The organism is Nocardioides sp. 31GB23, assembly GCF_040012395.1.
In the GTDB taxonomy this organism is placed as follows: Bacteria; Actinomycetota; Actinomycetes; order Propionibacteriales; family Nocardioidaceae; genus Nocardioides; species Nocardioides salarius.
In genome coordinates this window covers 1-26784 of sequence record NZ_JBDYKJ010000041.1, presented here as the reverse complement: position 1 = coordinate 26784, position 26784 = coordinate 1, and the positions used below count along the sequence as shown (strand labels likewise).

The following is a 26784-nucleotide window of genomic DNA, read 5'->3' as shown; positions in this document are numbered from 1 at the left end:
GCCGACGCCGGCCGCGGTCACCGGCGCGCTGCCCGGCCGGGCGCGCGCTGGAAGCCGCTGAGCATCTCGTAGTTCGTCTGGGTGCTCGTCAGCCGCTCGCGGAGGTCGCGCATGGCGGCCTCGCTGCCCTGCTGGGCCAGCGCGTCGACCAGCGCCTCGACGACCGGCAGCTCGCCCTCGCCCAGGAGCAGCTCGGTGTGACGGGTGCCGGAGCGGGCGACGTCGACGGCGGGGAAGACCCGCCGCATCGCCAGCTCGCGGCTCAGCCGCAGCTCCATGTTGGCCGTGCCGGTGAGCTCCTCGAAGATCACCTCGTCGACCTTGGAGCCGCTCTCGACCGTGGCGGTGGCCAGCACCGTCAGCGAGCCGCCGTTCTCGATGTTGCGGGCCGCGCCGAAGAACTGCTTGGGCGGGTGCAGGGCCGTCGAGTCGACGCCGCCCGAGAGCACCCGGCCGCTGCCGGTGCCGGCCAGGTGGTAGGCACGACCGAGCCGCGTGATGCCGTCGAGGAGCACGACGACGTCGTGGCCCAGCTCGACGAGACGCTTGGCCCGCTCGATCGCCAGCTCGGCGACGACCGTGTGGTCGGAGGGCTGGCGGTCGAAGGTCGAGGAGATGACCTCGCCCTTGACCGAGCGCTCGTAGTCGGTGACCTCCTCGGGCCGCTCGTCGACCAGCACCACCATGAGGTGGCACTCGGGGTTGTTGGCGCTCAGCGAGGCGGCCACGCCCTGCAGCACGGCGGTCTTGCCGGCGTGGGCGGGCGAGCTGATCAGCCCGCGCTGGCCCTTGCCGATCGGCGCCACCAGGTCGATCGTGCGGCCGATGAGGTCGTCGGGACCCTTCTCGAGGCGCAGCCGCTCGGAGGGGTGCAGGGGCGTCATCTTCTCGAACTCCACCCGGGTGCGGGCGGCGTCGGGGTCGGCGCCGTTGACGCTCTCGATGCGCACCATCGGGTTGAACTTCTCCTTGCGCTCGCCCTCGCGGGGCTGGCGCACCTGGCCGACGACCGCGTCGCCGCGCCGCAGCCCGAACTTGCGCACCATCGAGAGCGAGACGTAGACGTCGTCGGCACCGGGCAGGTAGCCGCTGGTGCGCACGAACGCGTAGTTGTCGAGCACGTCGAGGATGCCCGCGGCGGGGACCAGCACGTCGTCCTCGAGCACCGTGGTGTCGGGCTCGTTGCGCCCGCCGCCACCGCCACCGCCGCTGCCGCTGCCGCCGCGGGTGCGGTCCCGGTCGCGGCCGCGACGACGCCGGCTGCGTCCACGTCCGTCGCCGTCGTCGTCACCCTGGTCCTGCTGGCCCTGCTGGTTCTGCTGGTTCTGCTGGTTCTGCTGGTTCTGCTGGTTCTGGTTCTGCTTGCCGCCCTGCTTGTCCTGCTTGTCCTGGTTGCCCTGGTTGCCCTGGTTGCCGGACTGCTTGTCCTGCTGCGACTGCTTGTCCTGCGCGGACCTGTCCTGCTGCCCGCGACCCTGCTGCTCGCGGCCCTTGTCCTGGCTCTTGTCCTGGCTCTTGTCCTGGCCCTTGCCCTTGTCCTGGCCCTTGTCCTGGGCGGGCTGCTCAGGCTGGGCAGCAGGCTGGGCGGCGGCAGGCTGGTCGGCACGCACCCGCGTGCGCTGGCGCGTGGTCGTGGTGGTCCGGGTCGTGCCGGCCGAGGCCGGCGCCTCCGGGGTCTTCTCCTGGGGCTGGGCCTTCGGCTCGGACTGGGCCTTCGGCTGCGACTGGGCCTTCGGCTGCGACTGGGCGGCCTTGATCGCCTCGACCAGCTGGGCCTTGCGCATCCCTCCGGCACCGGCGATGCCGAGCCCGGCGGCCAGTGACTTGAGGTCGGCGATGAGCATCCCGTTCAGTCCCCCGGCCCGCTTCTTGGGGGTGCTGGCCTCGTCGGGCGCGGGGACGGAGTCTTGCGTCACGTGGGTCCTATCGACGTCTCGCGGAGCCGCCGGGGCTGGCCGGGGGCTGCTGGTCACTGGTCCCGCCACCGCACGGCGGAGAGGGACGCACCCCGCAGATCGCGGGTGCACGCCGGAGGAGCTGGTCGTCGGCGCGCGGTCAGACTAGCACCGGCGCGCGGCGGGCTCAGAGCACCCGCACGCCGCTGGTGTCCAGGGCCAGGTAGGAGGCCCACCAGCCCGCGGGGCACCTCTCGAGCAGCGAGGCGGTCAGGGCGGTCGCCGGGCCGTCGCAGAACGCCAGGACGGTCGGTCCGGCCCCGGACACGACCGCGGCCACGCCGTCGGCGCGCAACCGGTCGACCAGCTCGAGCGACTCGGGCATCGCCGGGCGGCGGTAGTCCTGGTGCAGGTAGTCGCGGGTGGCGCGCAGCAGGTGCTCGGGCTGACCGGCCAGCGCGGCCACCAGCAGCGCGGCCCGACCCGCGTCGGCCGCGGCATCGGCGTGCGGCACCGTGGCCGGCAGCAGCCCGCGGGCCTGCTCGGTGGAGACCGGGGTCGGCGGCACCATCACGACCGCGCCGACGCGCGGGTCGACCGGGCAGGGCACGGCGTAGAAGCCACCGTCGTCGTCCCGACCAGCGACCACGAAGCCGCCCAGCTGGGCCGGAGCCACGTTGTCGGGGTGTCCCTCGAGGCCGGCGCACAGGTCGAGCACCCGGTCGTCGTCGAGCAGCAGCGCACCGCCCGCCACCAGGGCACGCCCGAGCGTGACGCCGGCGACGATCGCGGCGGAGGACGAGCCCAGGCCGCGCGCGTGCGGGATCACGTTGCGGCAGTGCAGCCGCAGGCCCGGGGGGCGCACGCCCATCGCGTCGAAGGCCACCTGCATCGCCCGCACCACCAGGTGGGTGGCGTCGCGCGGCACGCCCTCGGCGCCGGCGCCCTCCACCAGCACCTCGACACCGTCACCGACGACCTCGGCCTCGAGCTCGTCGCGCAGGTCGAGCGCGAGCCCCATCGAGTCGAAGCCGGGACCGAGGTTGGCCGAGGTGGCCGGCACCGTGACGCGCACCGGCCCGGTGACGAAGGAGGTCATCGGGTCAGGCGAGCCCGGCGGCGCGGGCGGCGGCGACGACGTCGTTGTCGATCACGGTGTCGACGATGCCGGGGCGTCCCTGCTCGGCCTGGGCGACCGAGTAGGCCTCCAGCGCCGTCGCGGTGTCCTTGAGGCCGTGCCCGGTCACGGTGACCACGACCGTCGAGCCGGCGTAGGACTCCCCCGCCTCGAGCTCCTGCAGCAGCCCGGCGACGCCGGCGGCCGAGGCCGGCTCGACGAAGACGCCGTCGCGCTGGGCCAGCCTGCGCTGCGCGTCGAGGATCTGCTCGTCGCTGACGGCTGCGAACCGGCCGCCGGACTCCTCGGCCGCCTCGACCGCGAGCGACCACGAGGCGGGGTTGCCGATGCGGATCGCGGTGGCCTTGGTCTCGGGCTCGGGGAACGGCTCGCCGGTCACCAGCGGGCTGGCGCCCTCGGCCTGGAACCCGCGCATCACCGGCCGCCTGGTGGCGCGGCCGAGCTCGGCGAACTGCCGGTAGCCCATCCAGTACGCCGAGATGTTGCCCGCGTTGCCGACCGGCAGCAGGTGGAAGTCGGGGGCGTCGCCGAGGAAGTCGACGATCTCGAACGCCGCGCTCTTCTGGCCCTGCAGCCGCACCGGGTTGACCGAGTTCACCAGGGCCACCGGGTACTGCTCGGCCAGCTCCTTGGCGATCTGCAGGCAGTCGTCGAAGTTGCCGCGCACCATGATCACCTGGGCGCCGTGCACGATCGCCTGGGCCATCTTGCCGGCGGCGATCTTGCCCTCGGGCACCAGCACCAGTGGGGTCAGGCCGGCCTTGGCGGCGTACGCCGCCATCGAGGCCGAGGTGTTGCCCGTCGAGGCGCAGACCACGGCGCGCGCGCCCTCGTGCTTGGCCACCGAGATCGCCGCGGTCATGCCGCGGTCCTTGAAGGAGCCGGTGGGGTTGTCGCCCTCGACCTTGAGGTGCACCTCGGCGCCGGTCAGCCCCGAGAGCCACTCGGAGTGCACCAGCGGGGTGCCGCCCTCGCGCAGCGTCACCGCCGGCGCGTCCTGCGGGATCTCGAGCAGGTGGCGGTACTCCTCGATGACACCGCGCCACTGGTGGGTGGCGCGACCGGCCTCGCGGTCGAGCTGGTGGGTGCTCACTCTGCTCCTCCTTCGACGCGCATCACCGAGCTGACCTCGCGCACGATGTCCATCTGCTGCAGGTGCTCGACGGTGGCGCGCAGCTGGGCGTCGGTGGCCTCGTGGGAGACCACGACCAGCTGGGCGTCGTCGTCGCGGCCCTCCTGGTGCACGGTGCGGATCGAGACGCCGTGCTCGGCGAAGGCGGTCGCGACCGTGGCCAGCACACCGGCGCGGTCGTCGACGTCGATGGCCACGTGGTAGCGGGTGCGGGCCTCGCCCATCGGCAGCACGGCCCGGTCGGCGTACGCCGACTCGCCGGCGCCGGTGACGCCCTCGCGCCGGTTGCGGGCCACGGTGACCAGGTCACCGAGCACGGCCGAGGCCGTCGGCGCGCCGCCGGCCCCGGGACCGTAGAACATCAGCTGGCCGGCGGCCTCGGACTCCACGAAGACGGCGTTGTAGGCCTCGCGGACCGAGGCCAGCGGGTGGCTGCGCGGGATCATCGCCGGGTGCACGCGCACCGAGACGGCCTCGTCGCCTCCCGGCTGCTCGCGCAGCTCGCAGATCGCCAGCAGCTTGACCACGCAGCCCATCTCGGTCGCCGAGGCGACGTCGGCGGCGCTGACCTCGGTGATGCCCTCGCGGTGGACGTCGGAGGCGGTGACGCGGGTGTGGAAGGCCAGCGAGGCCAGGATCGCGGCCTTGGCCGCGGCGTCGAAGCCCTCGACGTCGGCGGTCGGGTCGGCCTCGGCGTAGCCCAGCTCCTGGGCCTCCTCGAGCGCGTCGGCGAAGCCGGCGCCGGAGGAGTCCATCTTGTCGAGGATGAAGTTGGTGGTGCCGTTGACGATGCCCAGCACCCGCGTCACCTTGTCGCCGGCCAGCGACTCGCGCAGCGGGCGCAGGATCGGGATCGCGCCGGCGACGGCGGCCTCGTAGTAGAGGTCGCGACCGGCCTTGGCCGCCGCCTCGAAGAGGGTCGGTCCGTCCTCGGCGAGCAGGGCCTTGTTGGCCGTGACCACGGACGCACCGTGCTCGAGCGCCGACAGGATCAGGCTGCGCGCGGGCTCGATGCCGCCGATGACCTCGACCACGAGGTCGACGTCGTCGCGGGCCACCAGGCCCTCGGCGTCGGTGGTCAGCAGCCCCTCGGGCACCTCCACCTCGCGGGCCGCGTCGAGGCGGCGCACGGCCACCCCGGCCAGCTCGACCGGCACACCCACGCGGGCGCCCAGGTCGGCGGCCTGCTCCACGAGCAGGCGCACCACCTGGGAGCCCACCGAGCCACAGCCCAGCACGGCCACCTTGAGCGGCTTGCCACTCTCCGTCACGACTCGATCACCTCGGGGTCATCCACGTCCGTTGCCAACAGGTCCTGCTCAGTCTCACGTCGTACGACCACACGCGCGACCCCGTCCCGCACCGCGATCACCGGGGGGCGCAGCGTGTGGTTGTAGTTCGAGGCCATCGAGCGGCAGTAGGCGCCGGTGCCCGGCACCGCCACCAGGTCGCCCGGCGCGACGTCGCCGGGCAGGAACTCGTCCTTGACCACGACGTCGCCGGCCTCGCAGTGCTTGCCGACCACCCGGGCCAGCAGCGGGGCCGCCGCGGAGGCGCGCCCGGCCAGCGTGCAGGAGTAGTCGGCGTCGTAGAGGGCGGTGCGGATGTTGTCGCTCATGCCCCCGTCGACCGAGACGTAGGTGCGCACCGCGCCCCCGTCGAGGCGCACCGGCTTGACGGTGCCGACCTCGTAGACGGTGCAGACCGAGGGTCCGACGATCGCGCGGCCCGGCTCGATGGACAGGGCCGGCACGTCGATGCCCAGCGCGCGGCACTCGTGCTCGACGATCGCCGACATCTCCGCGGCCAGCTGCGCCGGCTCGGCGGGGTCGTCCTGGGTGGTGTAGGCGATGCCGAATCCGCCGCCGAGGTCCATCTCGGGCATCGTGACGCCGAGCTCGTCGGCTACCCGTGCGTGCAGCGCGAGCACGCGGCGCGCCGCCACCTCGAAGCCCGAGGAGTCGAAGATCTGGCTGCCGATGTGGGAGTGCAGGCCCAGCAGCTCGAGACCCGGGGCCTCCTGCACGCGGCGTACGGCCTCGAGGGCGTCGCCGGAGGTGATGGAGAAGCCGAACTTCTGGTCCTCGTGGGCGGTGGCGATGTACTCGTGGGTGTGCGCCTCGACGCCCGCCGTCACCCGCACCATCACCCGCACCGTGGTGCCCAGGCGCTCGGCGACCTCCGCGAGCCGCTCGATCTCGGCGGTGGAGTCGGCGATGACCCGGCCCACGCCGAGCCGCACCGCCCGCTCGATCTCGGCGGGCGACTTGTTGTTGCCGTGGAACCCGACGCGGTCCATCGGGAAGCCGGCCCGCTCGGCGACCGCCAGCTCACCGCCGGTGCACACGTCGAGGCACAGCCCCTCGTCGGCGACCCAGCGCGCGACGGCGGTGCACAGGAACGCCTTGCCGGCGTAGAAGACGTCGTAGTCGGCGAAGGCGTCGCGGAACGCGGCCGCCCGCGAGCGGAAGTCGGTCTCGTCGAGCACGTACGCCGGCGAGCCGTGCTCGGCGACCAGGTCGGGCAGCGCGACGCCGCCGACGCTGAGCACGCCGTCGTCCTTGCGCGCCGTGCGCGACCACAGGTGCTGGACCAGCTCGTTGGGGTCGGCGGGCTGGCGCAGCCAGGAGGGACCCTTCAGGGCCCCGTCGGCGTGCGCCCAGCCGGCCTCGTGGGAGACGGGCACTCAGCTCACATCCGCTCCGGCGTCGAGACCCCGAGCAGGCGCAGGCCGTTGGCCAGCACCGTGCGGGTCGCCGCCACCAGCACCAGGCGGGCCCGGTGCAGGTCGTTCGGCTCCTCGTCGCCCATCGGCAGCACGCGGCAGTTGTCGTAGAAGCGGTGGTAGACCCCCGCGGTGTCCTCGAGGTAGCGCGCCACCCGGTGCGGCTCGCGCAGCTCGGCGGCGCTGGCCACGACCCGGGGGAACTCGGCCAGCGCACGCAGCAGCTCGCCCTCCTTCTCGTGCGAGAGCAGGGCGGGGTCGAAGTCCTCGGGCACCGAGCCGGGCCCGGCGAAGCCGAGGTCGGCGGCGTTGCGCAGGATCGAGGAGATCCGGGCGTGCGCGTACTGGACGTAGTAGACCGGGTTGTCGCTGTCGGCGCGCGACCACAGGTCGAGGTCGAGGTCGATGTTGGAGTCGGAGCTGTAGCGCGCCAGGGCGTAGCGCGCGGCGTCGACGCCGATGGCTCCGACCAGGTCGTCGATGGTGACCACGGTCCCGGCGCGCTTGGACATCCGCAGCGGCTGCCCGTCGCGGACCAGGTTGACCATCTGGCCGATCAGGATCTCGAGGTTGGTGCCCGGGGTGTCGCCGAAGGCGGCGCACATGGCGTTCATCCGCCCGACGTAGCCGTGGTGGTCGGCGCCGAGCATGATCAGGCAGCGGTCGAAGCCCCGCTCGCGCTTGTCGAGGTAGTAGGCGAGGTCGCCGGAGAGGTAGGCGCCCTGGCCGTCGCTCTTGATGACGACCCGGTCCTTGTCGTCGCCGAAGCGCTCGGTGGCCAGCCACACCGCGCCGTCCTGCTCGTAGACGGTGCCGAGCTCGCGCAGCCGGGTGACGGCCCGCTCGACGGCGCCGGACTTGTGCAGCTCGTCCTCGTGGAAGTAGACGTCGAAGTCGACACCGAAGTCGTGCAGGCTCTGCTTGATCTCGGTGAACATCAGGTCCACGCCGACCGCCCGGAAGGCCTCCTGCGGGTCGGGGTCCTGCAGGGCGTCGGGGCGCACCTCGAGGACCCGCGCGGCGATGTCGTGGACGTACTGCCCGCCGTAGCCGTCCTCGGGAGCCGGCTCCCCCTTCGCCGCGGCGAGCAGCGAGCCGCTGAAGCGGTCGATCTGCGAGCCGTGGTCGTTGAAGTAGTACTCGCGGGTGACCTCGGCGCCGGTCATGGTGAAGATCCGGCCCAGGGCGTCGCCCACCGCGGCCCAGCGCACGCCGCCGATGTGGATGGGCCCCGTCGGGTTGGCCGAGACGAACTCGAGGTTGATCTTCTCGCCGGCGAACGCGTCGGAGGCGCCGTAGGCCTCGCCTGCGGCGACGACCTGCGCGGCCACCGCGCCCTGGGCACCGGCGGACACGGAGATGTTGAGGAAGCCCGGGCCGGCGATCTCGACGTCGGCGACGCCGTCGACCGCGGCCAGGCGCTCCTGGACGAGCCCGGCGAGGGCGCGCGGGTTGGTCCCGGCCTTCTTGGCCAGCTGCAGGGCGACGTTCGTGGCGTAGTCGCCGTGCCCCTTCTGCCGGGGTCGCTCCACGGTCACGCTCGCAGGGACACCGTCCGGCAGGGTGATCGCACCCTCGTCGGACAGCGTCGTCAGCACGTCGACGATCGCGGTGGAGAGCTGTTCGGGAGTCACCCGTCCAGCCTATCGGCGCGCACGGTCGCGACCCGCATCGATGTCGGGGCCTGGGACCGGCCGCGGCAGCGGCGTACCGGATTCGTCGCCCCGACCCCGGAGTTGTAGGGTGACGCCGTCCCGCAGCCGTTGCGCAGCGTGGCATGCCTCCGTAGCTCAGGGGATAGAGCACTGGTTTCCGGTACCAGTGGCCGCAGGTTCGAATCCTGCCGGGGGCACCCGACCGCGAGGCCCGGTCCACGTCTGTGGGCCGGGCCTTCTGCGTCCTCCAGCGACGCCTCTGACCCGTTCGGACTGGTCTGTACCAGCCCGAACGGACTACCTAACCCCGGCGCGCCCAGCCCGTTCTACCTGTCGAGGGATCGAACCACTGGTCCCCACCGGGAGGGGAGGGTGCTCCACACGCTTCTTCCGGCCCCCACGTCCCGCAGCGCCGCTGCGCCGATGAAAGTAGGAGAGCGTGAAGAAGTCCCTCAAGAGGGCCGCTGCGGCGTCCGCCGTCTGTGCGGTCAGCCTTGCCGGCACCCTCGCCGCGAACCCCACCGCCGTCGCCGGTGAGTCCACCGAGGCGCGGGCCAACCAGAAGACGATCACCGACTTCGGCATGAAGGCGCTCGCCTTCGGCACCAAGGTCTCGGTGGGCGGCATCGACATCAAGAGCCTCAAGGACTCCCTCGACATCCTCGCCTGCACCCGCAGCGCCGGGGTGGAGCGCGTGAAGCCCTCGAAGCTGAGCACCGACCAGATCACCGCGCTGATCGCCGAGAACGCCCCGGTCGACATCGCCAAGCTGATCAGCATCTCCCCCAGCACCAGCCGCACCTCGACCTACCGCGAGGGCCGTGTCACCGGCACCCGGGCCGTCAACACCATCGCCGACATCACCCTGGGCGGCGAGCTCGTCGAGGACCTCAAGATCCCGACGCTCAAGATCAAGGGCCTGAACTCGGTCGCCGACTCCTTCCACGACCCGGCCGACGCCGATGGCGACGGCAACCCCTTCGGCACGGCCGAGAGCTTCGGCTTCGCGGGCATCTCGCTGGACTACGAGGGCACCGTCGTCGAGGACACGCCGCTGGCCGACCTGCTCGACATCGTCAACCAGGTCGCCGCGCCGGTCAACGAGATCGTCGACCAGCTCGTCACCCTGCTCACCGACACCGTCGGCGGCATCATCGAGATCCCGGGCCTGGGCTCCATCGGCCTCGGCAGCTCGTTCAGCACCATCGGGGAGCACTCGGCGTCCTCGGGCGCCAGCGCGCTGGCCATCGAGGTCGACCCCAGCGAGACCGACAACGACTCCCCCGTGCTGCTCAAGCTGGGCTACGCCCAGTCGCGCATCGCCGACTCCGTGCCCTCGGGCGTCTTCCGCTCCACGATCATGGGCCTGGACTTCGAGGCGCTGCCGATCAACGACGACGTGGCGCTGCTGAAGATGGGTGGCATCGGCACCCAGTCGATCCCCTGCGAGGGCACCGGCAACAAGAAGGTCGTCAAGACCATCGAGGGCGAGCGCAGCATCCCGCTGAGCCTGCCCGGCCTGGGCGGCGTCGCGGTCCTCGACGGCCTCGAGTACTCCTACAAGGCCAAGCAGATGTCGCGCGGGCGCGCCCGTTCGATGGCCAAGAGCTCGCTGGGCTCCTTCTCGATCCCCGTGCTCGACCTCGAGATCACCGGCATCAGCTCGAAGCTCAACCTGCTCAGCCGCAAGGGCGAGCGGGTCCGCGGCTCCGACAAGCCGAAGTTCAAGGTCGGCGACATCCTCTACAAGGGCGAGAGCCTGCTGCCCGAGGGCGGGCTGAAGATCCGCGAGACCGTCGAGTTCACCATCGACGAGCTGCAGCAGACCGGCTTCATCACCTTCGGCCCGCGCTTCACGCGCAACTACTACGGCGCGAACCTGTCGGCGATGAACGTCAAGATCCCGGGCATCCTCGACCTCGACCTGGGTTGGGTCGAGTCGAAGATCTACCCCCGCTGACCGGCTGAGCCGACCAGCACCGCAGCACCGCAGCACCGCCCGCGACCGGGACGGCCCACCAGGGCCGTCCCGGTCGTGGCACGTCCGGCGTCCTCAGCAGCCTGCGTCAACAGCCGGGGGGCAGCGTGGCGTCGCCGCGCGCGGCCGCCCCCAGGCGACGGGCCTGGGTGAGGTTGGGCCGCACCACGCTCATCCCGCGGATGGTCGCCACCGCCCCACCCACGACGCAGGTGGTGATGCGCGCGGGGTCCACCCGCGCGACGGCGCGCGCCAGGCGGAACAGCTCGCCGGGCCCGAGGTCGGTGTCCATGTGCTGGACCACGCTGAGCACGCCGCGCTCGACGAAGCCCGGCCGGTCGGCCTTGGCGCGGATCTCGGCACCGATGCCGCGCAGCACCCGCTGCTGGTTGGCCGAGCGGGCGAAGTCGCCGCCCGCGAGCGTCTTGCGGATGCGGGAGAAGGCCATGGCGCCGTACCCGTTGAGCCGGATGCGGCCCTGGGCGAAGCCCTCGGGCTTCAGCGAGCTGTCGGAGAAGCGGCGCGGGTTGGTCACCGTGATGCCGCCGATGTCGTCGACCAGGTCCTCGAAGAACGGGAACCGGGTGACCATCACGTAGTCGGGCTGGACCCCCACCATCGCGCCCACGGTGCGTCCGAGCAGCTCGGGCCCGCCCAGCACCATGGCCGCGTTGACCCGGTTGGCGGAGTGGCCCGGAATGGAGACGAACGAGTCGCGCGGGATGCCGATCGCCGAGGCCGCCCCGGTGCGCGTGTCGATGCCGACCATCTGCAGCGCGTCGCCGCGCGAGCGGGTCATCGACTGACCGGGCCGGGCGTCGGAGCCCACGGCGAGGATCCACACCACGTCGGGGCTCAGGTCGACCGCGCCGGAGCGCTGCGCCTTCACCAGGGCGACGTCGCCCGGCGCCACCTCCGGCGGGGGCACCACGAGGGCGGTGCCGGCCAGCACCGTGCCGAGCAGGGCGGTGCGCAGGCCGCGCCCGGCACGCGTGCGCCTGGTCGTGGTCGTGGTCGTGGTCATGACCTGCTCCTGTCCCGGCCGCGCTGGCGGGCCTTGCCACCGCGCGGGCCGCTCGTCGGCTTGGGCCCCTGCAGCACGTCGTACCCGAAGATCCTCCAGCCCTCGCGGTAGAGCATGAACAGCCGGGCGCTCACCCGGACCCGACGCTCCACCTCGCCGCTGGTTTGGTAGTCGAGCGTGGTGCGCGCCGTGACGCCGCGCGCGGTCTCCTGGGTGGCCAGGATGTCGACCACGACGCGCCGCCGCACGGGGGTCAGGGCGTCGATCCGCTCGCCGAGGCGGTGGCTGGTCATCCGGTCGAGGTCACGGCGGGCCGCCTGCGCGGCCCCGGGTGTGAAGCCCGGGAACACCGAGCGGTAGCGCCGCCGCGGGTAGGTGGCGTCGACGAACGCCGCGTCCCACCAGCGGTCCACCGCGCGTCCCACACCGGTGGCGACCCGGCGCCGCTTCACCGGCCCCAGTGCTCCGACCACCTCCCCCACCGCCACGTCGGTACGCACGCGGCGCGCCGGGCGGGGCTCGCCGCCCGTCCCGGGCCGGCTGCTCGCGGCGGGGCCGGGACCCTCGCTGCGGGGCTCCTCGCCGGTGCAGGCGACCAGCCCGGGGGTCGCGGTCAGGACGACGACCAGGCCGGTCATGAGGGTCCGGCGGGGCCCGCCGGGGTGTGGCGACGGCATCGTCTGCTCCTCTCGTGGTGTTAGTCCGGCAACACCCTGTCCGAAAGCAGGCCCAACCTCGGCATTTGCTGGTGCGTGGGTCTAGCCTTGACCACCGACTCCACCCATCCACGCGCGCTCATCGGAAGAGGCGAAGCAAGCCGTGCCGCAGTCCCCCAGCAGTTCCCCCTCCACCTCCCCCGAGGTCTCCGACGACTTCGGTGCCAACGAGTGGCTCGTGGAGGAGATGTACGAGCGCTACCGCAAGGACCCGAGCAGCGTGGAGCCCAGCTGGGCCTCCTACTTCGAGGCCAACGGCAACGGCGACAGCACCGGCGCCGCCCCGGCGCAGCAGGCCCCGCAGGCCGAGAAGACGCCCGAGAAGACGCCCGAGGAGCAGGCCGAGAAGAAGCCTGCGTCGAAGCCCTCCGGCACGTCCGAGACCGCGAGCTCCGAGGCGCCCGCCCCGGTCGCCAAGCCGCGCCCGGAGACCAAGGCCGCCGAGCCCTCGAAGGGAACCACCACCCCGATGGCCAAGGAGTCCAAGCCGCCGGCCCCCGCCGGGGCCAGCGACGAGCCGACATACAAGGTGCTGCGCGGCGCGCCGGCCCGCACCGTGGCCAACATGGACGTCTCCCTGACGGTGCCCACCGCCACCTCGGTGCGCTCGGTGCCGGTCAAGCTGCTGTGGGACAACCGCACCGTCATCAACAACCACCTCGCCCGCGCCCGCGGCGGCAAGGTCTCCTTCACGCACCTCATCGGCTACGCGCTGGTCAAGGCCCTGAAGTCGATGCCGGAGATGAACAACTCCTACGCCGAGGTCGACGGCAAGCCCAACCTGGTCACCCCCGCCCACGTCAACCTCGGCCTGGCCATCGACCAGAAGAAGTCCGACGGCACCCGCCAGCTGCTGGTGCCGAGCATCAAGGGCTGCGAGGCGATGGACTTCGCCGGCTTCTGGACCGCCTACGAGGACATGGTCACCAAGGCCCGCGACAACAAGCTGGGCGTCGTGGACTTCCAGGGCACCACCATCAGCCTGACGAACGTCGGCGGCCTGGGCACCAACCACTCCGTGCCGCGCCTGATGACGGGGCAGAGCGCCATCATCGGCGTCGGCGCGATGGAGTACCCGCCGGAGTGGCAGGGCGCCTCGGAGGAGGCGATCGCGCGCAACGCGATCTCCAAGGTGATGACCCTGACCTCCACCTACGACCACCGCGTCATCCAGGGCGCGCAGTCGGGTGAGTTCCTCAAGCGGGTCCACCAGCTGCTGCTGGGCCAGGACGGCTTCTACGACGAGATCTTCCGTTCGCTGCGGATCCCCTACGAGCCGATCCGCTGGGGCCACGACATCGCGACGTCGCACGACGACGAGATCAGCAAGCAGGCGCGCATCCTGGAGCTGATCCACGCCTACCGGGTGCGCGGTCACATGATGGCCGACACCGACCCGCTCGAGTACCGCCAGCGCACCCACCCCGACCTCGAGATCGAGACGCACGGGCTGAGCCTGTGGGACCTCGACCGCGAGTTCGCCACCGGCTCCTTCGGCGGCACCGGGCGGCGCTTCATGCGCCTGCGCGACATCCTGGGCATCCTGCGCGACTCCTACTGCCGCACCACCGGCATCGAGTACATGCACATCATGGATCCCGAGCAGCGTCGCTGGATCCAGGAGCGCGTCGAGCAGCCGCACACCAAGCCGCCCCGCGAGGAGCAGCTGCGGATCCTGCTCAAGCTCAACCAGGCCGAGGCCTTCGAGACGTTCCTGCAGACCAAGTTCGTCGGCCAGAAGCGGTTCTCGCTCGAGGGCGGCGAGACCACGATCCCGGTCATCGACGAGATCTGTGAGGCCGCGGCCGAGTCGGGCCTCGACGAGGTCACGATGGGCATGGCCCACCGTGGCCGGCTCAACGTGCTGGCCAACATCGTGGGCAAGAACTACTCCCAGATCTTCCGCGAGTTCGAGGGCAACATCGACCCCCGCACCGTGCAGGGCTCCGGCGACGTGAAGTACCACCTCGGCGCCGAGGGCGAGTTCGAGGCCGAGAGCGGCGAGACCGTCAAGGTCTCGGTGGCCGCGAACCCCTCGCACCTCGAGGCCGTCGACCCGGTGCTCGAGGGCATCGCCCGCGCCAAGCAGGACGTCCTCGACCAGGGCAGCGCCTACCCGGTGCTGCCGCTGCTGGTCCACGGCGATGCGGCCTTCGCGGGCCAGGGCGTGGTCGCTGAGACCCTCAACCTCTCCCAGCTGCGCGGCTACCGCACCGGCGGCACCGTGCACCTGGTGGTCAACAACCAGGTCGGCTTCACCACCTCCCCCGGCTCGTCGCGCTCCTCGCTGTACTGCACCGACGTGGCCCGGATGGTCCAGGCGCCGATCTTCCACGTCAACGGCGACGACCCCGAGGCCTGCATCCGCGTGGCCCGGCTGGCCTTCGAGTACCGCCAGGCCTTCAACAAGGACGTCGTCATCGACCTCGTCTGCTACCGCCGACGCGGCCACAACGAGGGCGACGACCCGTCGTACACGCAGCCGCTGATGTACGACCTGATCGAGCAGAAGCGCTCGGTGCGCAAGCTCTACACCGAGTCCCTCATCGGTCGTGGCGACATCACGATCGAGGAGGCCGAGCAGGTCCTCAAGAACTACCAGCAGCAGCTCGAGCGCGTCTTCACCGAGGTGCGCGAGGCCACCGGCCACCCCTCGGAGTGGACCACGGTCCCCGACTACCCCGAGAAGCCCACCGGCGAGGCCGACACCTCGGTGCCGCTGGAGTACCTCAAGCGGATCGCCGACGCCTACGTCACCCCGCCCGAGGGCTTCACCGTGCACCCCAAGGTGATGCCGCAGCTGCAGCGCCGCGCCAAGGCCATCACCGAGGGCCCCATCGACTGGGGCACCGGCGAGGTGCTGGCCTTCGGCGCGCTGCTGATGGAGGGCCGCCCGGTCCGCCTGGCCGGCCAGGACTCGCGCCGCGGCACGTTCGTCTCGCGCTTCGGCACCATCATCGACCGCGTCAACGCCGACGAGTGGACGCCGCTGTCGTCGCTGACCGAGGACCAGGCCAAGCTCTACCTCTACGACTCGCTGCTCTCCGAGTACGCCGCGCTCGGCTTCGAGTACGGCTACTCCGTGGCGCGTCCCGAGGCGCTGGTGCTGTGGGAGGCGCAGTTCGGCGACTTCGTCAACGGCGCGCAGACCGTCATCGACGAGTTCATCTCGGCCGGCGAGACCAAGTGGCGCCAGCAGTCAGGCGTCGTGCTGCTGCTGCCGCACGGCTACGAGGGCCAGGGCCCCGACCACTCCTCGGCCCGCATCGAGCGCTTCTTGACCATGGCCGCCGACGAGGCGTTCGTGGTCGCCCAGCCCTCGACGCCGGCGTCGTACTTCCACCTGCTGCGCCAGCACTCGCTGGGCGAGGCGCACCGCCCGCTGATCGTCTTCACGCCCAAGTCGATGCTCAAGCGCAAGGAGGCCGCCTCGCAGCCCGAGGACTTCACCTCGGGCACCTTCCGGCCCTTCATCGGCGACGCCGACGCGGACGCCTCGAAGGTGGACACCCTGCTCATCTGCTCGGGTCGCGTGACCTGGGACCTGATGGTCGAGCGGGCCAAGCGGGAGGGCTCGGAGCGCTTCGCCATCGCGCGCGTCGAGCAGCTCTACCCGCGACCGCTCGACGACATCAAGGCCGAGATCGCACGCTACCCGCACCTCAAGACGGTGCGCTGGGTCCAGGACGAGCCCCGCAACATGGGCCCGTGGCCGCACTACCAGCTCAACGCCTGGCCCGAGGTCGACGCACAGGTCGAGCCGGTCACCCGCCCGGAGTCCTCCTCCCCGTCGGTCGGCACCGCCAAGCGCCACCAGGCCGAGCAGAAGGACCTGCTCGACCAGGCGTTCGCCTGAGGCCATGTACTACACGGACCGGGGCATCGAGGAGCTCGAGCGACGCCGGGGTGACGAGGAGGTCACCCTGGCGTGGCTCGCCGAGCAGCTGCAGGCCTTCACCGACACCCACCCGGAGTTCGAGACCGCGGTGGAGCGTCTGGCGACCTGGCTGGCCCGGCTCGACGATCCGGAAGACTGACCTGTCAGAATGCGGACGCGGGGGCGGTGGCGTGGCTAGACTCCGGCGATGAGCACGGACGCGACCTCCTCCCCCGCTCCTGGCAACGGCTCGGTGGACTACCCGCCGGCGCCCTGGCAGATGGTGGGCCAGATGTGGGTCTCGGTCTTCCGCGTCGGCCACGACGTGGACGAGCAGCACCCGAAGGGCGTCTACGGCGCCGCCTTCGTCTCCTACGAGGAGGGCAGCCCGCTGACCTACTCCGAGCTGCTGGTGGCGCGCGTGATGCGCACCCCCGCCGGCGAGCGCCGGGTCAGCATCACCGACATCTGGGTCGACTCCCCCGCCTCGGTGGCGGGCGGTCGTGGGCTCTGGGCGATCCCCAAGGGGTTGGGCGACTTCGAGTCGTCGACCTCGCAGCGGGGCCCGCTCTCGCGGGCGTCGTGGTCGATGAGCACCGCTGGGCTGCCGGTCGCCAGCGCGCGCTTCAGCGACCTGTCGTCACTGGCGCCGCGGGTGCCCGCCAAGGGCGGCACCTGGCAGGCCCCGATCGATGCCCACACCGTGCCGGTGGAGACCGACATGGCCGGGCGCTCGAAGGTGGCCCCGTGCACCGCCCGGTGGGACTTCGACCCCGCCGGCCCGCTGGGCTGGCTGGCCGGTCGCCGACACCTGCTCTCCTTCCGCCAGCGCGACTTCACGCTGTCGTTCGGCTGAGCAGGCTCACTCCTCCGAGCGCTCGGCCGCGCGACGGGCGGCCTCGCGGATCTCGAAGACCTCGGTGGCCAGGCCGCCCAGGGCCCCGGCCACGCCCTTGACCGCCCCGGTGACGATCGTGGCGACCTCGCCGACGGTGGTGGCCGCGGCCTCGACGGCGCTCTGCGCGGCGTCCTTGCCGATCTCGGCACGGCTCAGCCGCTCCTCGCCGCGCTGCTCAGGGGTCTGGCTCATGGCCTCAGTCTCACCGCCACGGACGCTCTTGGCCAGGTGGGCTCGCTCACGCCGGACGACTCAGGCGGCGGCGGGCTGCTCGGCCGCCTGCGACGGCTGCTCCCTGCGACGGTCCGGGAGGGCCAGGCGGCAGATCTTGCGGGCCACGCTCAGCAGCTGCTTGCCCAGCGGGCCGGTGTTGTAGGGCAGGCCGTAGCGCTCGCAGATCTCCCGCACCTCACCGGAGATCTCCGGGTAGCGACGGGCGGGCAGGTCGGGGAAGAGATGGTGCTCGACCTGGAACGACAGGTTGCCGGTCATCAGGTGGAACAGCGACCCGCCGTCGATGTTGGCCGAGCCCAGCAGCTGGCGGTAGTACCAGTGCCCGCGGGACTCGTCCTCGCACTCCTCCTCCGAGAAGGTCGCCACCCCGGCCGGGAAGTGCCCGCAGAAGATGATGTTGAAGGCCCAGACGTTGCGCACCAGGTTGGCCGTGGCGTTGCCGGCCAGGGTCAGCGGGAAGAACGGTCCCGTGAGGGCCGGGAAGAGCACGTAGTCCTTGAGCGCCTGGCGGCGCACCTTGCGCATGATCCCCGCGTGCAGGGCCTTGTTGTCGGCCAGGGAGCGGCGGCCGGCCACGATGTTCTCGACCTCCAGGTCGTGCATCGCCACGCCCCACTCGAAGAAGACCATCAGCAGGAACGCGTAGACGGGGTTGCCGAGGTAGTAGGGGTGCCAGGGCTGGTCCTCGTCCATGCGCAGGATGCCGTAGCCGATGTCCCGGTCCTTGCCGAGCACGTTGGTGAAGGTGTGGTGGATGTAGTTGTGGGAGTAGCGCCACTGCTCGGAGGGGCACACGTTGTCCCACTCGTACATCCGCGAGCTCAGGCCGGGCTCGCCCATCCAGTCGTACTGGCCGTGCATGACGTTGTGGCCGATCTCCATGTTGTCGAGGATCTTCGAGACGCTCAGGGCCGCCACGGCCAGTGGCCAGGCGGGCGGCAGGTAGAACAGGGCCCGGCCGGCGACCTCGAGACGGCGCTGCAGACGCACGACCCCGTGGATGTAGTCGGCGTCGGCCTCGCCGAGGGCGGCCAGCACACGCTGGCGGATCGCGTCCATCTCGGCGCCGAGGGCGTCGAGCTGGTCGGGGGTGAGCCGGGGGCTGGGGCCGGCGTCGGTGCTCGCGGTGGTGGTCATGAAGGTGTGTCCTCTCGGGGGTGAAGGCTCAGAGATCGACGGTGCAGCTGCCGACGGGGGCGGACACGCAGATGCGCACGTCCTCGTCGGGACGCGCGGACTCCTCGCCGGTGACGACGTCGCGCACGGTGCCGCTGGTCTTGCGGGTGGTGCAGGAGAAGCAGATGCCCATCCGGCAGCCCGTCTGCGGGCGCAGCCCGAGCGCCTCGGCCTGGGCGAGCAGGGTCTCGCCGGTGTTGGCGGCGCCGAGCCCGCTGCGGGCGAAGCTGGTCTCGCCCTGGGCCTCCTCGGCGCCCAGGGGGCTGGCGGGCGCCTTGAAGTGCTCGACGCGCAGTCGCTCACTGCCGTCGTACGCCGCCTGCACGGCCTGCACGAGCCCGGTCGGACCGCAGGCCCAGGTGTCGGTGTCGCGGAACCCGGGCACCAGACGGGCCAGCGCGGCGGGGCCGAACCGCTGCCCGCCCGCCCCGGTGTGCACCACCCGCACGTCGACGTGGTTGTCGAAGCGCGCGATGGCGGCGAGCTCCTCGGCGTAGATCTGCTCGGTGGCGCTCCTCGCGTAGTGCAGGAACGTGACCGGGCGTCCGGCGCGCCCGTCGTAGCCGTCACGCAGCAGCGTGCGCAGCATCGACATCACCGGGGTGATGCCCGACCCGCCGCTGATCAGCAGCACCGGGTGCGGGGTCGGCGTCGCGGGCGTGGCATGCATGGTGAACTCGCCCCCGGCCTGGCTCAGGTGCAGCAGGGTGCCGGGGGTCGCCGCGGTCGCCAGGTGGCGCGAGAGCGAGGTGCGCTCGTCGCCGTCGTCGTGGGCGCGCACCGTCAGCGTGAACCGCTCTCCCGGGCCCGAGGCCGCCGACGACACCGAGAAGCAGCGCGTGGCCCGACGAGCCCCCGGCAGGTCGACGCCGACCTGCACGTGCTGCCCCGCGCGGTGCCCGCGCCAGGTCGAGGTGGGCTGCACCGTCAGCGTGCTGACCGGGTGCACACCCGTTGTCTCGCGCCGCACGTCGACGACGCGGCCCCGCACCTCGTGCGCGGCCCAGAGCGGGTTGACCTGCTCGAGGAACCGGTCCACGCCGTGGGGCGAGGCCAGGGCGGCCGCGGCGCGGGACTGCAGGACGGCGCTGAGGACACCCATGACTTCCTCCACAATTCAGTGAACGTACGTACACCGAAACTATGACGACCCACCTGGCCCGCCGTCAACGGCACCCCCGGGTGAGCCGCACCACCCGGGGCCCCGGGCCCGCAGCGGGGCGGCCACCCGACGGCGATAGCATCGACGCGTGACCCAGACCCGTGTCGAGCGCAAGGAGCGCACCCGTCGAGCGATCCTCGACGCCGCGCTCGAGCTCTGCGAGGACAGCAGCCTGGTGGCCCTCTCGCTGCGACAGGTCGCCAAGGAGGTGGGGATCGTCCCCACCGGCTTCTACCGCCACTTCGACTCCATCGAGTCGCTGGGCCTGAGCCTCGTCGACGAGTCGTTCGCGTCGCTGCGAGCGCTGCTGCGCGACGTGCGGCGCGACCAGGGCTCCACCACCGACATCGTCGACGGCTCGGTCTCCATCCTGGTCGACCACGTCCACCGCCAGCGCTCCCACTTCGCCTTCATCGCCCGCGAGCGCACCGCGGGCCAGCCGGCGGTCCGCGAGGCCATCCGCCACGAGATCGAGCTGTGCGAGCGCGAGCTGGCCACCGACCTCGCCCGCCTGCCGGGCACCGTCGACTGGTCGCCCGAGGACCTGCGCATCCTCTCGGGCCTGATCGTCTCGGCGATGGTGGCCGTGGCCGAGGAGATCCTCGCCGCCGCGCAGCGGCCCGAGGCCGAGAGGCAGATCGTGGAGAAGGCCCGCACCCAGCTGCGGATGGTGCTGGTCGGCGCCCTCAACTGGCGCTCGCGCACGTGAGGACGCAGCGGCCGGCGACCCGCTAGCCCCGAGGCGTGAGCGACAGGTCGGTCAGCACCGCGTCGTCGGGCAGGTCGAGGGCCTGCAGGATCGCCGCGGCGACGGTGGCCGGGTCGATCCACTGCGACGGGTCGTAGTCCCTGCCCTCCTGGGCGTGCACCTTCTCCTGCATCGCCGTGGCGGTGCGGCCGGGATAGATCGTGCTCACCCGCACGCCGTGCTCCGACTCCTCCGCGCGCAGTGAGTCGGCGAGCGCCTTGAGCCCGTGCTTGCTGGCGGCGTACGCCGACCACTGCGGCTTGGCGACCAGCCCGGCACCGGAGTTGACCAGCACGACGGTGCCGCGCGCCGAGCGCAGGGCCGGGAGGGCCAGCCGGGTCAGGACGGCGGGGGCCACGAGGTTGACGGTGACCGTCTCGACCCAGGCCGCGGCCGAGAGCTCGCCCACGGTGCCGAGCTCGACGACGCCGCCGGCGTGCACGAGCGAGTCGAGCCGCCGCGGCAGCCGGTCGGCCAACGCCTCGACCGCGATGGGGTCGGCGAGGTCGGCGACCAGCGTGCGGGCACCGGGGCAGGCCTCGGCGAGCTCGCCGGCACGCTCGTCGGAGCGGGCCAGCAGCCACACCTCGTCGCCGCGCTCGCGCAGCAGACGGGCCAGGACCTCTCCGATGCCCGACCCGGCGCCGGTCAGCAGGTGGGTGCGGGTGCTCACGGTCGCGCTCAGCGGGTCAGCACGACCTTGCCGAAGACGTCGCCGTCGATCATGGCGGCGAAGCCCTCGGCGGCCTGCTCCATCGGCAGGACCCGGTCGACGAGCGGGCGGGCGCCGGTCGCGTCGAGCATGGAGACCAGGGAGGCCAGCTCGTCGCGGGTACCCATGGTCGAGCCCACCACCGAGAGCTGCAGGAAGAAGATGCGGGTCAGCTCGGCGTCGTCGAGCTGGGGGCCGGAGGTGGTGCCGGAGATGACCAGGCGTCCGCCGGGCTTCAGCGAGCGCACCGAGTGCGACCAGGTGGCCCGGCCGACCGTCTCCATCACGGCGTCGACCTTGACGGGCAGCCGTGCGCCGGACTCGAAGACCTCGTGGGCCCCGATCTCGAGCGCCCGGGCCCGCTTGGCCTCGTCGCGGCTGGTGGCCAGCACCCGCAGCCCCGCCGCGCGCCCCAGGATGATCGCCGCGGTCGCGACGCCACCGCCTGCGCCCTGCACCAGCACCGTGTCGCCCGCGGTCAGGTCGCCACGGGTGAAGAGCATCCGGTAGGCGGTCAGCCAGGCGGTCGGCAGGCAGGCGGCCTCCTCGAAGGAGAGCGAGGCCGGCTTGGGCACCACGTTGCGGCGCGGCACGACCACCTTGTCGGCGAAGGTGCCCTGGTGGCGCTCGGAGAGCAGCGAGCGCTTGGGGTCGAAGGTCTCGTCGCCGCTCCAGGACGGGTCGCTCACCACGGCGTGCACCACGACCTCGTTGCCGTCCTCGTCGAGGCCGGCGGCGTCGCAGCCGAGGATCATCGGCAGCGCCTCCTGCTTGAGGCCCACGCCGCGCAGCGACCACACGTCGTGGTGGTTCAGCGAGGCTGCCTTGACGGTGACCGTGGTCCAGCCGTCGGGGGCCTCGGGCTCGGGGCGCTCGCCCACCACCAGGCCGGACAGCGGGTCGTCGGAGGAGAAGGAGTCGGCGTAGACGGCGAACATGTGGCTCACGTTACTCGTCGGCGACCACCCGCAGCGGTGAGGGCCCGCACCACGTCAGCGGCGCGCGACCCCGTCGCGCCGCGCCGCCTCGGCGACCGCGCTGGACACCGCGCCCGGCACCCGCTCGTCGAAGGGCGAGGGGATGACGAAGGTCTCGCTCAGGTCGTCGCCGACCAGCTCGGCCAGGGCGTTGGCCGCCGCGAGCTTCATGCCCTCGGTGATGCTGGTGGCGTGCACGTCGAGCGCACCGCGGAAGATCCCCGGGAAGGCCAGCACGTTGTTGATCTGGTTGGGGAAGTCCGAGCGGCCGGTGGCCACCACCCGGCCGTACTTGTGCGCGATGTCGGGGTGCACCTCCGGCGTGGGGTTGGCCAGCCCGAAGATGATGGCGTCGGGCGCCATCCGCGCCACGTCCTCCTCGGGCACGGTGCCGCCGGAGACGCCGAGGTAGACGTCGGCGCCGGCGAGCACGTCGCCCAGGGTCCCGGTGCGCCCGGTCTTGTCGGCCGTCATCTCGGCGAGGGCCTTCTTGACCGGGGTCAGGTCGCCGCGCGAGGAGTGCAGGACGCCCTTGCGGTCGGTGACGGCCAGGTCGGTGATGCCCGCCTCGAGCAGGATCTTGGCGACGGCGACGCCGGCGGCCCCGGCACCCGAGATGACCACGCGGGTCGTCGCCGCCTCCCGACCGGTGATCTTGAGCGCGTTCTTCAGCGCGGCGAGCGCCACCACGGCGGTGCCGTGCTGGTCGTCGTGGAAGACCGGGATGTCGAGGATCTCCTTGAGGCGGTCCTCGATCTCGAAGCACCGCGGCGCCGAGATGTCCTCGAGGTTGATGCCGCCGAAGCTCGGCGCCAGGCGGGCGACGGTCTCGATGATCTGCTCGGTGTCGGTGGTGTCCAGGCAGATCGGGACGGCGTCGACGCCGCCGAACTGCTTGAACAGCACCGCCTTGCCCTCCATCACCGGCATCGCGGCCGAGGGGCCGATGTCGCCGAGCCCGAGGACCGCGGTCCCGTCGCTGACCACCGCGACCGTGTTGGGCACCCAGGTGTAGTGCTGGGTCATGCTCGGGTCGGCGGCGATCGCCTCGCACACCAGGGCCACACCCGGCGTGTAGGCCAGCGACAGGTCGGCGGCGTCCTTGAGCGGCGCGGTCGCGGCGACCCGCATCTTGCCGCCCAGGTGCAGGTCGAAGACGGGGTCGCCCTCGAACGGGTGGCTCGTGGCGGTGGCCGGCTGGGGCGGCTCGGGGACTGAGGACATCTCGTTGAGGTCTTTCCAGGCTGAGGGCCGTCGGGGACGGATCCGGCTCGACGGGCGGGGTGGTGCCTCGGAGCGCCGGGACCCGGGCGGGGTGCGCGTGATCGCAGTCTCGCACAGCGGGGCCGACGCCCCGGGGGGCGTCCCACCGTGCGGTGGGTCACACCGCACGGGCGAGCCGCGCCTCAGAGCCGCCGGGGCCGCGGCCAGGCCCGGGCGACCACGACGCCCAGCACGTCGGGCTCCGGCACCGGCCCCCGGTGCCGCGAGTCGACGCCGACGTGGGGGTCGTCGCTGAGCAGCCACCACCCCGGCGCGCCCGACGCCGTACGACGCCGCTCGGCGGCACGCTTGACCGCCAGCGTGCCGTCGCCCAGCCGGGCGACGACCATGCGCCCGGGGCGCACCGGGCGCCGGTAGGAGACGAGCAGGCGGTCACCGGGACGCAGGCCCGGGCGCATCGAGTCGCCGCGCACCAGCGCCCAGCCCCACGACCGGCTGCGGGCGTTGCCGGGGCGCGGGGCTCGACCCGCCCGAGCGGGTGGGGACGTGTCGCTCACGCGGAGTAGTGTCCCAGCCAGAAGCCAGACGACGTACGAGAGGACCTGCATGTTCGCCAAGCTGTTCGCGCCCACCGTCGAGGTGTCTGCCCACTGCGACCTGCCCTGCGGTGTCTACGACCCCGCGCAGGCCCGCATCGAGGCCGAGTCGATCAAGGGCATCATCGCCAAGGTCGCCGACAACGACGACCCCGATTTCCGCACCCGCGCGATCCTGATCAAGGAGCAGCGGGCCGAGCTGGTCAAGCACCACCTGTGGGTGCTGTGGACCGACTACTTCAAGCCGCCGCACTTCGAGAAGTACCCCCAGCTGCACGTGCTGGTCAACGAGGCCACCAAGCTCGCCGGCGCGTCCGGCGCCAAGGGTGCGCTCGACGCCGACGTGGCCGACCAGCTGCTGGCCAAGATCGACGAGATCGCCGAGATCTTCTGGGAGACCAAGAAGGGCTGACCCCCTGCGCAGGTCGTCTGACCTGCAGTTTCACCTCCTCGACGCCGTCCCGGTCCGCAGCGAGTCCGCAAGCGGGCCGAGGGCGGCGTCGAGCACGTTCCGGGTCCGGTCCTCATCTCCTGGCCACAGGTGGGCATAGGTCCGCAACGTGATCACCGCGGACGCATGCCCCAGGAAGGCCTGGACCTGTTTCACCGACGCTCCCCCGGCGATCAAGGCTGAGGCGGCGAAGTGCCGCAGGCCGTGCGAGCCCACGTCGACGCCGGCTTCCCTGCACGCTTCAGCCAGCACCCGCTTCCACCGCCAGTACGGCAGTGCGCGACCGAGCTCATCGACGAACAGCGGTCCGTCTGTCGCGTACGCCGAGAGGTGCGCAGCGAGCTCCTCCACAACCACTTGTCCGATCGGGACGGTCCGACGGGATGCTTTCGACTTCAGCGCATGAACCTCTCCGTTCTGCAAGCGTTGGCGTTCGACCCGGATGGTGCGGCGCCCCAGGTCCACGTCGCGGACCTCCAACCCTCGCGCCTCCCCGATCCGAAGGCCTGAGCCGGCCAGGAGCACAATGAGGGCCACCCACCGGTCGTCGATGACGTCGATGATGGCGGCGACCTCGTCCACCGTGGGAGGCACCACCTCCTCGTTGCCGCCCTTGGGCAGCCTGATCTTGCGGCACGGTGTGTGGGCGATGATCCGGTCGTCGACGGCGGCGGCGAAGACCCTGGCGGCGACGTCGTAGATGTTCCTCACGGTGCCTGCTGAGAGCCCCTCGACCTCTAGATCGCGGACGAAGCCCTGCACGGTGGTCGGCCGCACTGAGCCGATCTTGTGGTGCCCTAGCGCAGGAAGGAGATGCAGACGCAATGCGTTGTCAACGATCCGCCGAGTCCCCGCGCTCGAGACTTGCACCGCCTCCCACTGCTCGGCGTACCGCGTGACGGTGATGTTTCCGGCTGCAGGGTCGACGTAGTCGCCACGAACCACGGACGCGACAACCTGGTCCAGCCAACGGCGGGCATCGACCTTTCGATCGAAGTGCTTGGCGTGCTCTTTGCCGTTTTCATCGCGGTAGCGAGCCCGCCATCGCCCGTTCGAGCGTCGCGTAATGCTGGCCACGAGGTCACCTCCCCACAACAGCGAACATCGTGCGGTCCCAGTCGCGTGTACGGGAACCGTCTTGTGTGCACAACAGCGGCTCTTTGCCGCAGCTGTGGACGATGGGCTCTAGGTGTTCTCCCCACGGAGGTTGGGTACGCGGTCTGCGGGGGTCTTGCCGGCCAGTGAGGTGTGGCCTCGGTGGTGATTGTAGGTGTGGAGGAAGTCGGGGAAGGCTGGGGACTGCGGCGCGTTCTGACTCGGACAGGTAGGGCTGGGCGTGGCCCATTCCTCGAGCATGGTGCGGTTGAACCGTTCGACTTTGCCGTTGGTCTGTGGCCGGTAGGGGCGGGTCCGCTTGTGGGTGATCGCGGCGTCGGTGAGGGTCTTGGCGAAGACTTGTGAGCGGTAGCAGGACCCGTTGTCGGTCAGCACGCGAGTGATGGTGATGCCGGCTGACTCGAAGTAGGCCTGGGCGCGGTTCCAGAACGCGACAGCGGTCTCCTTCTTCTCATCGCTGAGCAGCTCGCTGTAGGCCAGGCGTGAGTGGTCGTCGACAGCGTTGTGGATGTACCAGTAGCCATGCTTGATCGAGCGGCGGTTCTTCTTGCCCTGTTGGCGGCCGTGGATGCGGTGACCGCCGCCGTCGGGGATCCGGCCGAGCTTCTTGATGTCGACGTGGACCAGGTCGCCGGGGGCGTCGTGCTCGTAGCGGCGCACGACGCGCCGGCTGCCCTGGGGGCCGCGCACGCGTACCCCGGTGGCGGGGTCGGTCCAGGCCAGCGGCGGGCAGCCGTAGCGGCGCAGGATCTTGTGCACCGTGGAGGGCTGCAGCCCGAGGCGGTAGGCGATGCGTGCTGGGCCCCATCGCCGTGAGACCCGCAGCCCCAGGACCCGTCGCTCGGTCTTGGTGGGTGTGCGGTGAGGACACGAGCGCGGCCGTGAGGAGCGATCGGCCATGCCCGCTGGCCCGTGCTCGCGGTAGCGATCGGGCCAGCGCCGCACGGTGGTGACCGAGACGTTGAACCGCTCAGCAGCGCGTCGCAGCGGCCAGTGTTGGTCGACCACGCAGCGCGCGATACGCAGACGACCGGTTTCGGACAGGGGTGACATAGCGTGGGTCACGAAGGCCTCTTGGTGAGTGGTGGTTGCTGTGGTAGCTCCACACCTCACCGGAGGCCTTCACCCATGTCCGGACGCCGCGCCGTTCCTAACCTCCGTGGTCAGTACATCTAGGACTGCGAGTCCACGGTGCGCTTCTGCAGTTCGATCCAGCACCGCAGGTCTCCGATGGTGGTGACGAGGTGGCGGCCGATCTTGTAGAAGTGAGGTCGGGACTGCTGCACGAGTAGGTGACATCTGATCTGTGGTGCCGAGAGGTGCCGCTGGAAGGATGTACACCGTGCCCAA

23 protein-coding genes and 1 tRNA gene are annotated in these 26784 nt (G+C 71.7%); 7 read left to right on the top strand and 17 right to left on the bottom strand.

The genetic code is table 11. The annotated features are described in order from the left end of the window. Window positions 1-17 precede the first annotated feature (17 nt). From rho to argS, 6 genes are all read right to left on the bottom strand, one after another. Window positions 18-1916, bottom strand: a complete 1899-nt coding sequence (gene rho, locus ABKW28_RS14090) for a transcription termination factor Rho (RefSeq protein ID WP_348610681.1) — start codon at window positions 1914-1916, stop codon at window positions 18-20. A gap of 166 nt (window positions 1917-2082) precedes the next feature. Then, complete coding sequence (gene thrB, locus ABKW28_RS14085) at window positions 2083-2994, bottom strand: homoserine kinase (RefSeq protein ID WP_348610678.1); 912 nt, start codon at window positions 2992-2994, stop codon at window positions 2083-2085. A gap of 4 nt (window positions 2995-2998) precedes the next feature. Further along, window positions 2999-4126, bottom strand: a complete 1128-nt coding sequence (gene thrC / locus ABKW28_RS14080; protein ID WP_193667509.1) for a threonine synthase — start codon at window positions 4124-4126, stop codon at window positions 2999-3001. Then, window positions 4123-5436 carry a homoserine dehydrogenase gene (locus ABKW28_RS14075; protein ID WP_348610675.1) on the bottom strand — a complete coding sequence of 438 codons (1314 nt, stop codon included), beginning with the start codon at window positions 5434-5436 and terminating at the stop codon, window positions 4123-4125. The genes thrC and ABKW28_RS14075 overlap by 4 nt, the downstream gene beginning before the upstream one ends. Then, window positions 5433-6851, bottom strand: a complete 1419-nt coding sequence (gene lysA / locus ABKW28_RS14070) for a diaminopimelate decarboxylase (protein ID WP_193667511.1) — start codon at window positions 6849-6851, stop codon at window positions 5433-5435. The genes ABKW28_RS14075 and lysA overlap by 4 nt, the downstream gene beginning before the upstream one ends. A gap of 5 nt (window positions 6852-6856) precedes the next feature. After that, window positions 6857-8524: an arginine--tRNA ligase gene (gene argS / locus ABKW28_RS14065; protein WP_193667512.1), complete on the bottom strand. Its 1668-nt coding sequence runs from the start codon at window positions 8522-8524 to the stop codon at window positions 6857-6859. Between the two features lie 145 nt (window positions 8525-8669). On the opposite strand from argS, the gene ABKW28_RS14060 reads away from it, so the two are divergent. Continuing rightward, window positions 8670-8742, top strand: a tRNA-Arg gene (locus ABKW28_RS14060). 242 nt (window positions 8743-8984) lie between these two features. Further along, window positions 8985-10505, top strand: coding sequence for a hypothetical protein (locus ABKW28_RS14055; protein WP_348610672.1), 1521 nt, complete (start codon window positions 8985-8987; stop codon window positions 10503-10505). Window positions 10506-10611: 106 nt separating this feature from the next. Here ABKW28_RS14055 and ABKW28_RS14050 read toward each other — a convergent pair whose 3' ends face one another. Together ABKW28_RS14050 and ABKW28_RS14045 are read right to left on the bottom strand one after the other, a co-directional pair. Then, on the bottom strand, window positions 10612-11547 hold the full coding sequence (locus tag ABKW28_RS14050) for an LCP family protein (protein WP_348610669.1): 936 nt from the start codon (window positions 11545-11547) through the stop codon (window positions 10612-10614). Then, window positions 11544-12224 carry a hypothetical protein gene (locus tag ABKW28_RS14045; protein WP_348610666.1) on the bottom strand — a complete coding sequence of 227 codons (681 nt, stop codon included), beginning with the start codon at window positions 12222-12224 and terminating at the stop codon, window positions 11544-11546. Before ABKW28_RS14045 ends, ABKW28_RS14050 begins: the two co-directional genes overlap by 4 nt. Window positions 12225-12366: 142 nt before the next feature. Between ABKW28_RS14045 and ABKW28_RS14040 the strand changes: the two genes are divergently transcribed. From ABKW28_RS14040 to ABKW28_RS14030, 3 genes are read left to right on the top strand one after another with little or no spacing between them, the layout of a single operon-like run. Further along, entirely contained in the window at window positions 12367-16119 is a 3753-nt protein-coding gene (locus tag ABKW28_RS14040) for a multifunctional oxoglutarate decarboxylase/oxoglutarate dehydrogenase thiamine pyrophosphate-binding subunit/dihydrolipoyllysine-residue succinyltransferase subunit (RefSeq protein ID WP_348610659.1), read from the top strand. Window positions 16120-16123: 4 nt separating this feature from the next. Further along, window positions 16124-16300 (top strand): DUF6104 family protein, encoded by a 177-nt coding sequence (locus tag ABKW28_RS14035; protein ID WP_193667517.1) that lies wholly within the window; start codon window positions 16124-16126, stop codon window positions 16298-16300. 48 nt (window positions 16301-16348) lie between these two features. Then, the gene (locus ABKW28_RS14030) at window positions 16349-16996 is read left to right on the top strand and encodes an acetoacetate decarboxylase family protein (protein WP_348610656.1); all 648 of its coding nucleotides are present in this window, start codon (window positions 16349-16351) and stop codon (window positions 16994-16996) included. A 6-nt stretch (window positions 16997-17002) separates the two neighbouring features. Here the strand turns inward: ABKW28_RS14030 and ABKW28_RS14025 are convergent, their stop codons facing one another. From ABKW28_RS14025 to ABKW28_RS14015, 3 genes are read right to left on the bottom strand one after another with little or no spacing between them, the layout of a single operon-like run. Then, window positions 17003-17230, bottom strand: a complete 228-nt coding sequence (locus ABKW28_RS14025) for a hypothetical protein (protein ID WP_193667519.1) — start codon at window positions 17228-17230, stop codon at window positions 17003-17005. Window positions 17231-17290: 60 nt separating this feature from the next. Beyond that, window positions 17291-18409 carry an acyl-CoA desaturase gene (locus tag ABKW28_RS14020; RefSeq protein WP_348610653.1) on the bottom strand — a complete coding sequence of 373 codons (1119 nt, stop codon included), beginning with the start codon at window positions 18407-18409 and terminating at the stop codon, window positions 17291-17293. 28 nt (window positions 18410-18437) lie between these two features. Next, window positions 18438-19550 carry an iron-sulfur cluster-binding domain-containing protein gene (locus tag ABKW28_RS14015; RefSeq protein WP_348610650.1) on the bottom strand — a complete coding sequence of 371 codons (1113 nt, stop codon included), beginning with the start codon at window positions 19548-19550 and terminating at the stop codon, window positions 18438-18440. Window positions 19551-19698: 148 nt separating this feature from the next. Between ABKW28_RS14015 and ABKW28_RS14010 the strand changes: the two genes are divergently transcribed. Beyond that, on the top strand, window positions 19699-20319 hold the full coding sequence (locus ABKW28_RS14010; protein ID WP_348610648.1) for a TetR family transcriptional regulator: 621 nt from the start codon (window positions 19699-19701) through the stop codon (window positions 20317-20319). A gap of 22 nt (window positions 20320-20341) precedes the next feature. Here the strand turns inward: ABKW28_RS14010 and ABKW28_RS14005 are convergent, their stop codons facing one another. The 4 genes from ABKW28_RS14005 to ABKW28_RS13990 all read right to left on the bottom strand — a co-directional run bounded on the left by ABKW28_RS14005 (window position 20342) and on the right by ABKW28_RS13990 (window position 23828). Beyond that, window positions 20342-21031 (bottom strand): SDR family oxidoreductase, encoded by a 690-nt coding sequence (locus ABKW28_RS14005; protein WP_348610645.1) that lies wholly within the window; start codon window positions 21029-21031, stop codon window positions 20342-20344. Between the two features lie 8 nt (window positions 21032-21039). Next, entirely contained in the window at window positions 21040-22008 is a 969-nt protein-coding gene (locus ABKW28_RS14000; RefSeq protein WP_348610696.1) for a zinc-binding dehydrogenase, read from the bottom strand. A gap of 54 nt (window positions 22009-22062) precedes the next feature. Continuing rightward, complete coding sequence (locus ABKW28_RS13995; RefSeq protein ID WP_348610642.1) at window positions 22063-23271, bottom strand: NADP-dependent malic enzyme; 1209 nt, start codon at window positions 23269-23271, stop codon at window positions 22063-22065. Between the two features lie 182 nt (window positions 23272-23453). Continuing rightward, window positions 23454-23828 carry a S24/S26 family peptidase gene (locus ABKW28_RS13990; protein ID WP_348610639.1) on the bottom strand — a complete coding sequence of 125 codons (375 nt, stop codon included), beginning with the start codon at window positions 23826-23828 and terminating at the stop codon, window positions 23454-23456. 49 nt (window positions 23829-23877) lie between these two features. Between ABKW28_RS13990 and sodN the strand changes: the two genes are divergently transcribed. Further along, the gene (gene sodN, locus ABKW28_RS13985) at window positions 23878-24279 is read left to right on the top strand and encodes a superoxide dismutase, Ni (protein ID WP_348610636.1); all 402 of its coding nucleotides are present in this window, start codon (window positions 23878-23880) and stop codon (window positions 24277-24279) included. A gap of 30 nt (window positions 24280-24309) precedes the next feature. On the opposite strand, the gene ABKW28_RS13980 is transcribed toward sodN, so the two are convergent. Together ABKW28_RS13980 and ABKW28_RS13975 are read right to left on the bottom strand one after the other, a co-directional pair. Then, window positions 24310-25395, bottom strand: coding sequence for a tyrosine-type recombinase/integrase (locus tag ABKW28_RS13980; protein ID WP_348610633.1), 1086 nt, complete (start codon window positions 25393-25395; stop codon window positions 24310-24312). A gap of 108 nt (window positions 25396-25503) precedes the next feature. Beyond that, window positions 25504-26499 (bottom strand): IS481 family transposase, encoded by a 996-nt coding sequence (locus ABKW28_RS13975; RefSeq protein ID WP_348610630.1) that lies wholly within the window; start codon window positions 26497-26499, stop codon window positions 25504-25506. Window positions 26500-26784: the final 285 nt, after the last annotated feature.

What these genes read in the sequence shown, in the direction of transcription:
- ABKW28_RS14030 (WP_348610656.1), top strand. Translation starts at nt 16,349, where the DNA reads ATGAGCACGGACGCGACCTCCTCCCCCGCTCCTGGCAACGGCTCGGTG.
- ABKW28_RS14000 (WP_348610696.1), bottom strand. Translation starts at nt 22,008, where the DNA reads ATGTTCGCCGTCTACGCCGACTCCTTCTCCTCCGACGACCCGCTGTCC.
- ABKW28_RS14020 (WP_348610653.1), bottom strand. Translation starts at nt 18,409, where the DNA reads ATGACCACCACCGCGAGCACCGACGCCGGCCCCAGCCCCCGGCTCACC.
- sodN (WP_348610636.1), top strand. Translation starts at nt 23,878, where the DNA reads ATGTTCGCCAAGCTGTTCGCGCCCACCGTCGAGGTGTCTGCCCACTGC.
- ABKW28_RS14035 (WP_193667517.1), top strand. Translation starts at nt 16,124, where the DNA reads ATGTACTACACGGACCGGGGCATCGAGGAGCTCGAGCGACGCCGGGGT.
- ABKW28_RS14050 (WP_348610669.1), bottom strand. Translation starts at nt 11,547, where the DNA reads ATGACCACGACCACGACCACGACCAGGCGCACGCGTGCCGGGCGCGGC.
- ABKW28_RS14015 (WP_348610650.1), bottom strand. Translation starts at nt 19,550, where the DNA reads ATGGGTGTCCTCAGCGCCGTCCTGCAGTCCCGCGCCGCGGCCGCCCTG.
- ABKW28_RS14025 (WP_193667519.1), bottom strand. Translation starts at nt 17,230, where the DNA reads ATGAGCCAGACCCCTGAGCAGCGCGGCGAGGAGCGGCTGAGCCGTGCC.
- thrB (WP_348610678.1), bottom strand. Translation starts at nt 2,994, where the DNA reads ATGACCTCCTTCGTCACCGGGCCGGTGCGCGTCACGGTGCCGGCCACC.
- ABKW28_RS13995 (WP_348610642.1), bottom strand. Translation starts at nt 23,271, where the DNA reads ATGTCCTCAGTCCCCGAGCCGCCCCAGCCGGCCACCGCCACGAGCCAC.
- ABKW28_RS14045 (WP_348610666.1), bottom strand. Translation starts at nt 12,224, where the DNA reads ATGCCGTCGCCACACCCCGGCGGGCCCCGCCGGACCCTCATGACCGGC.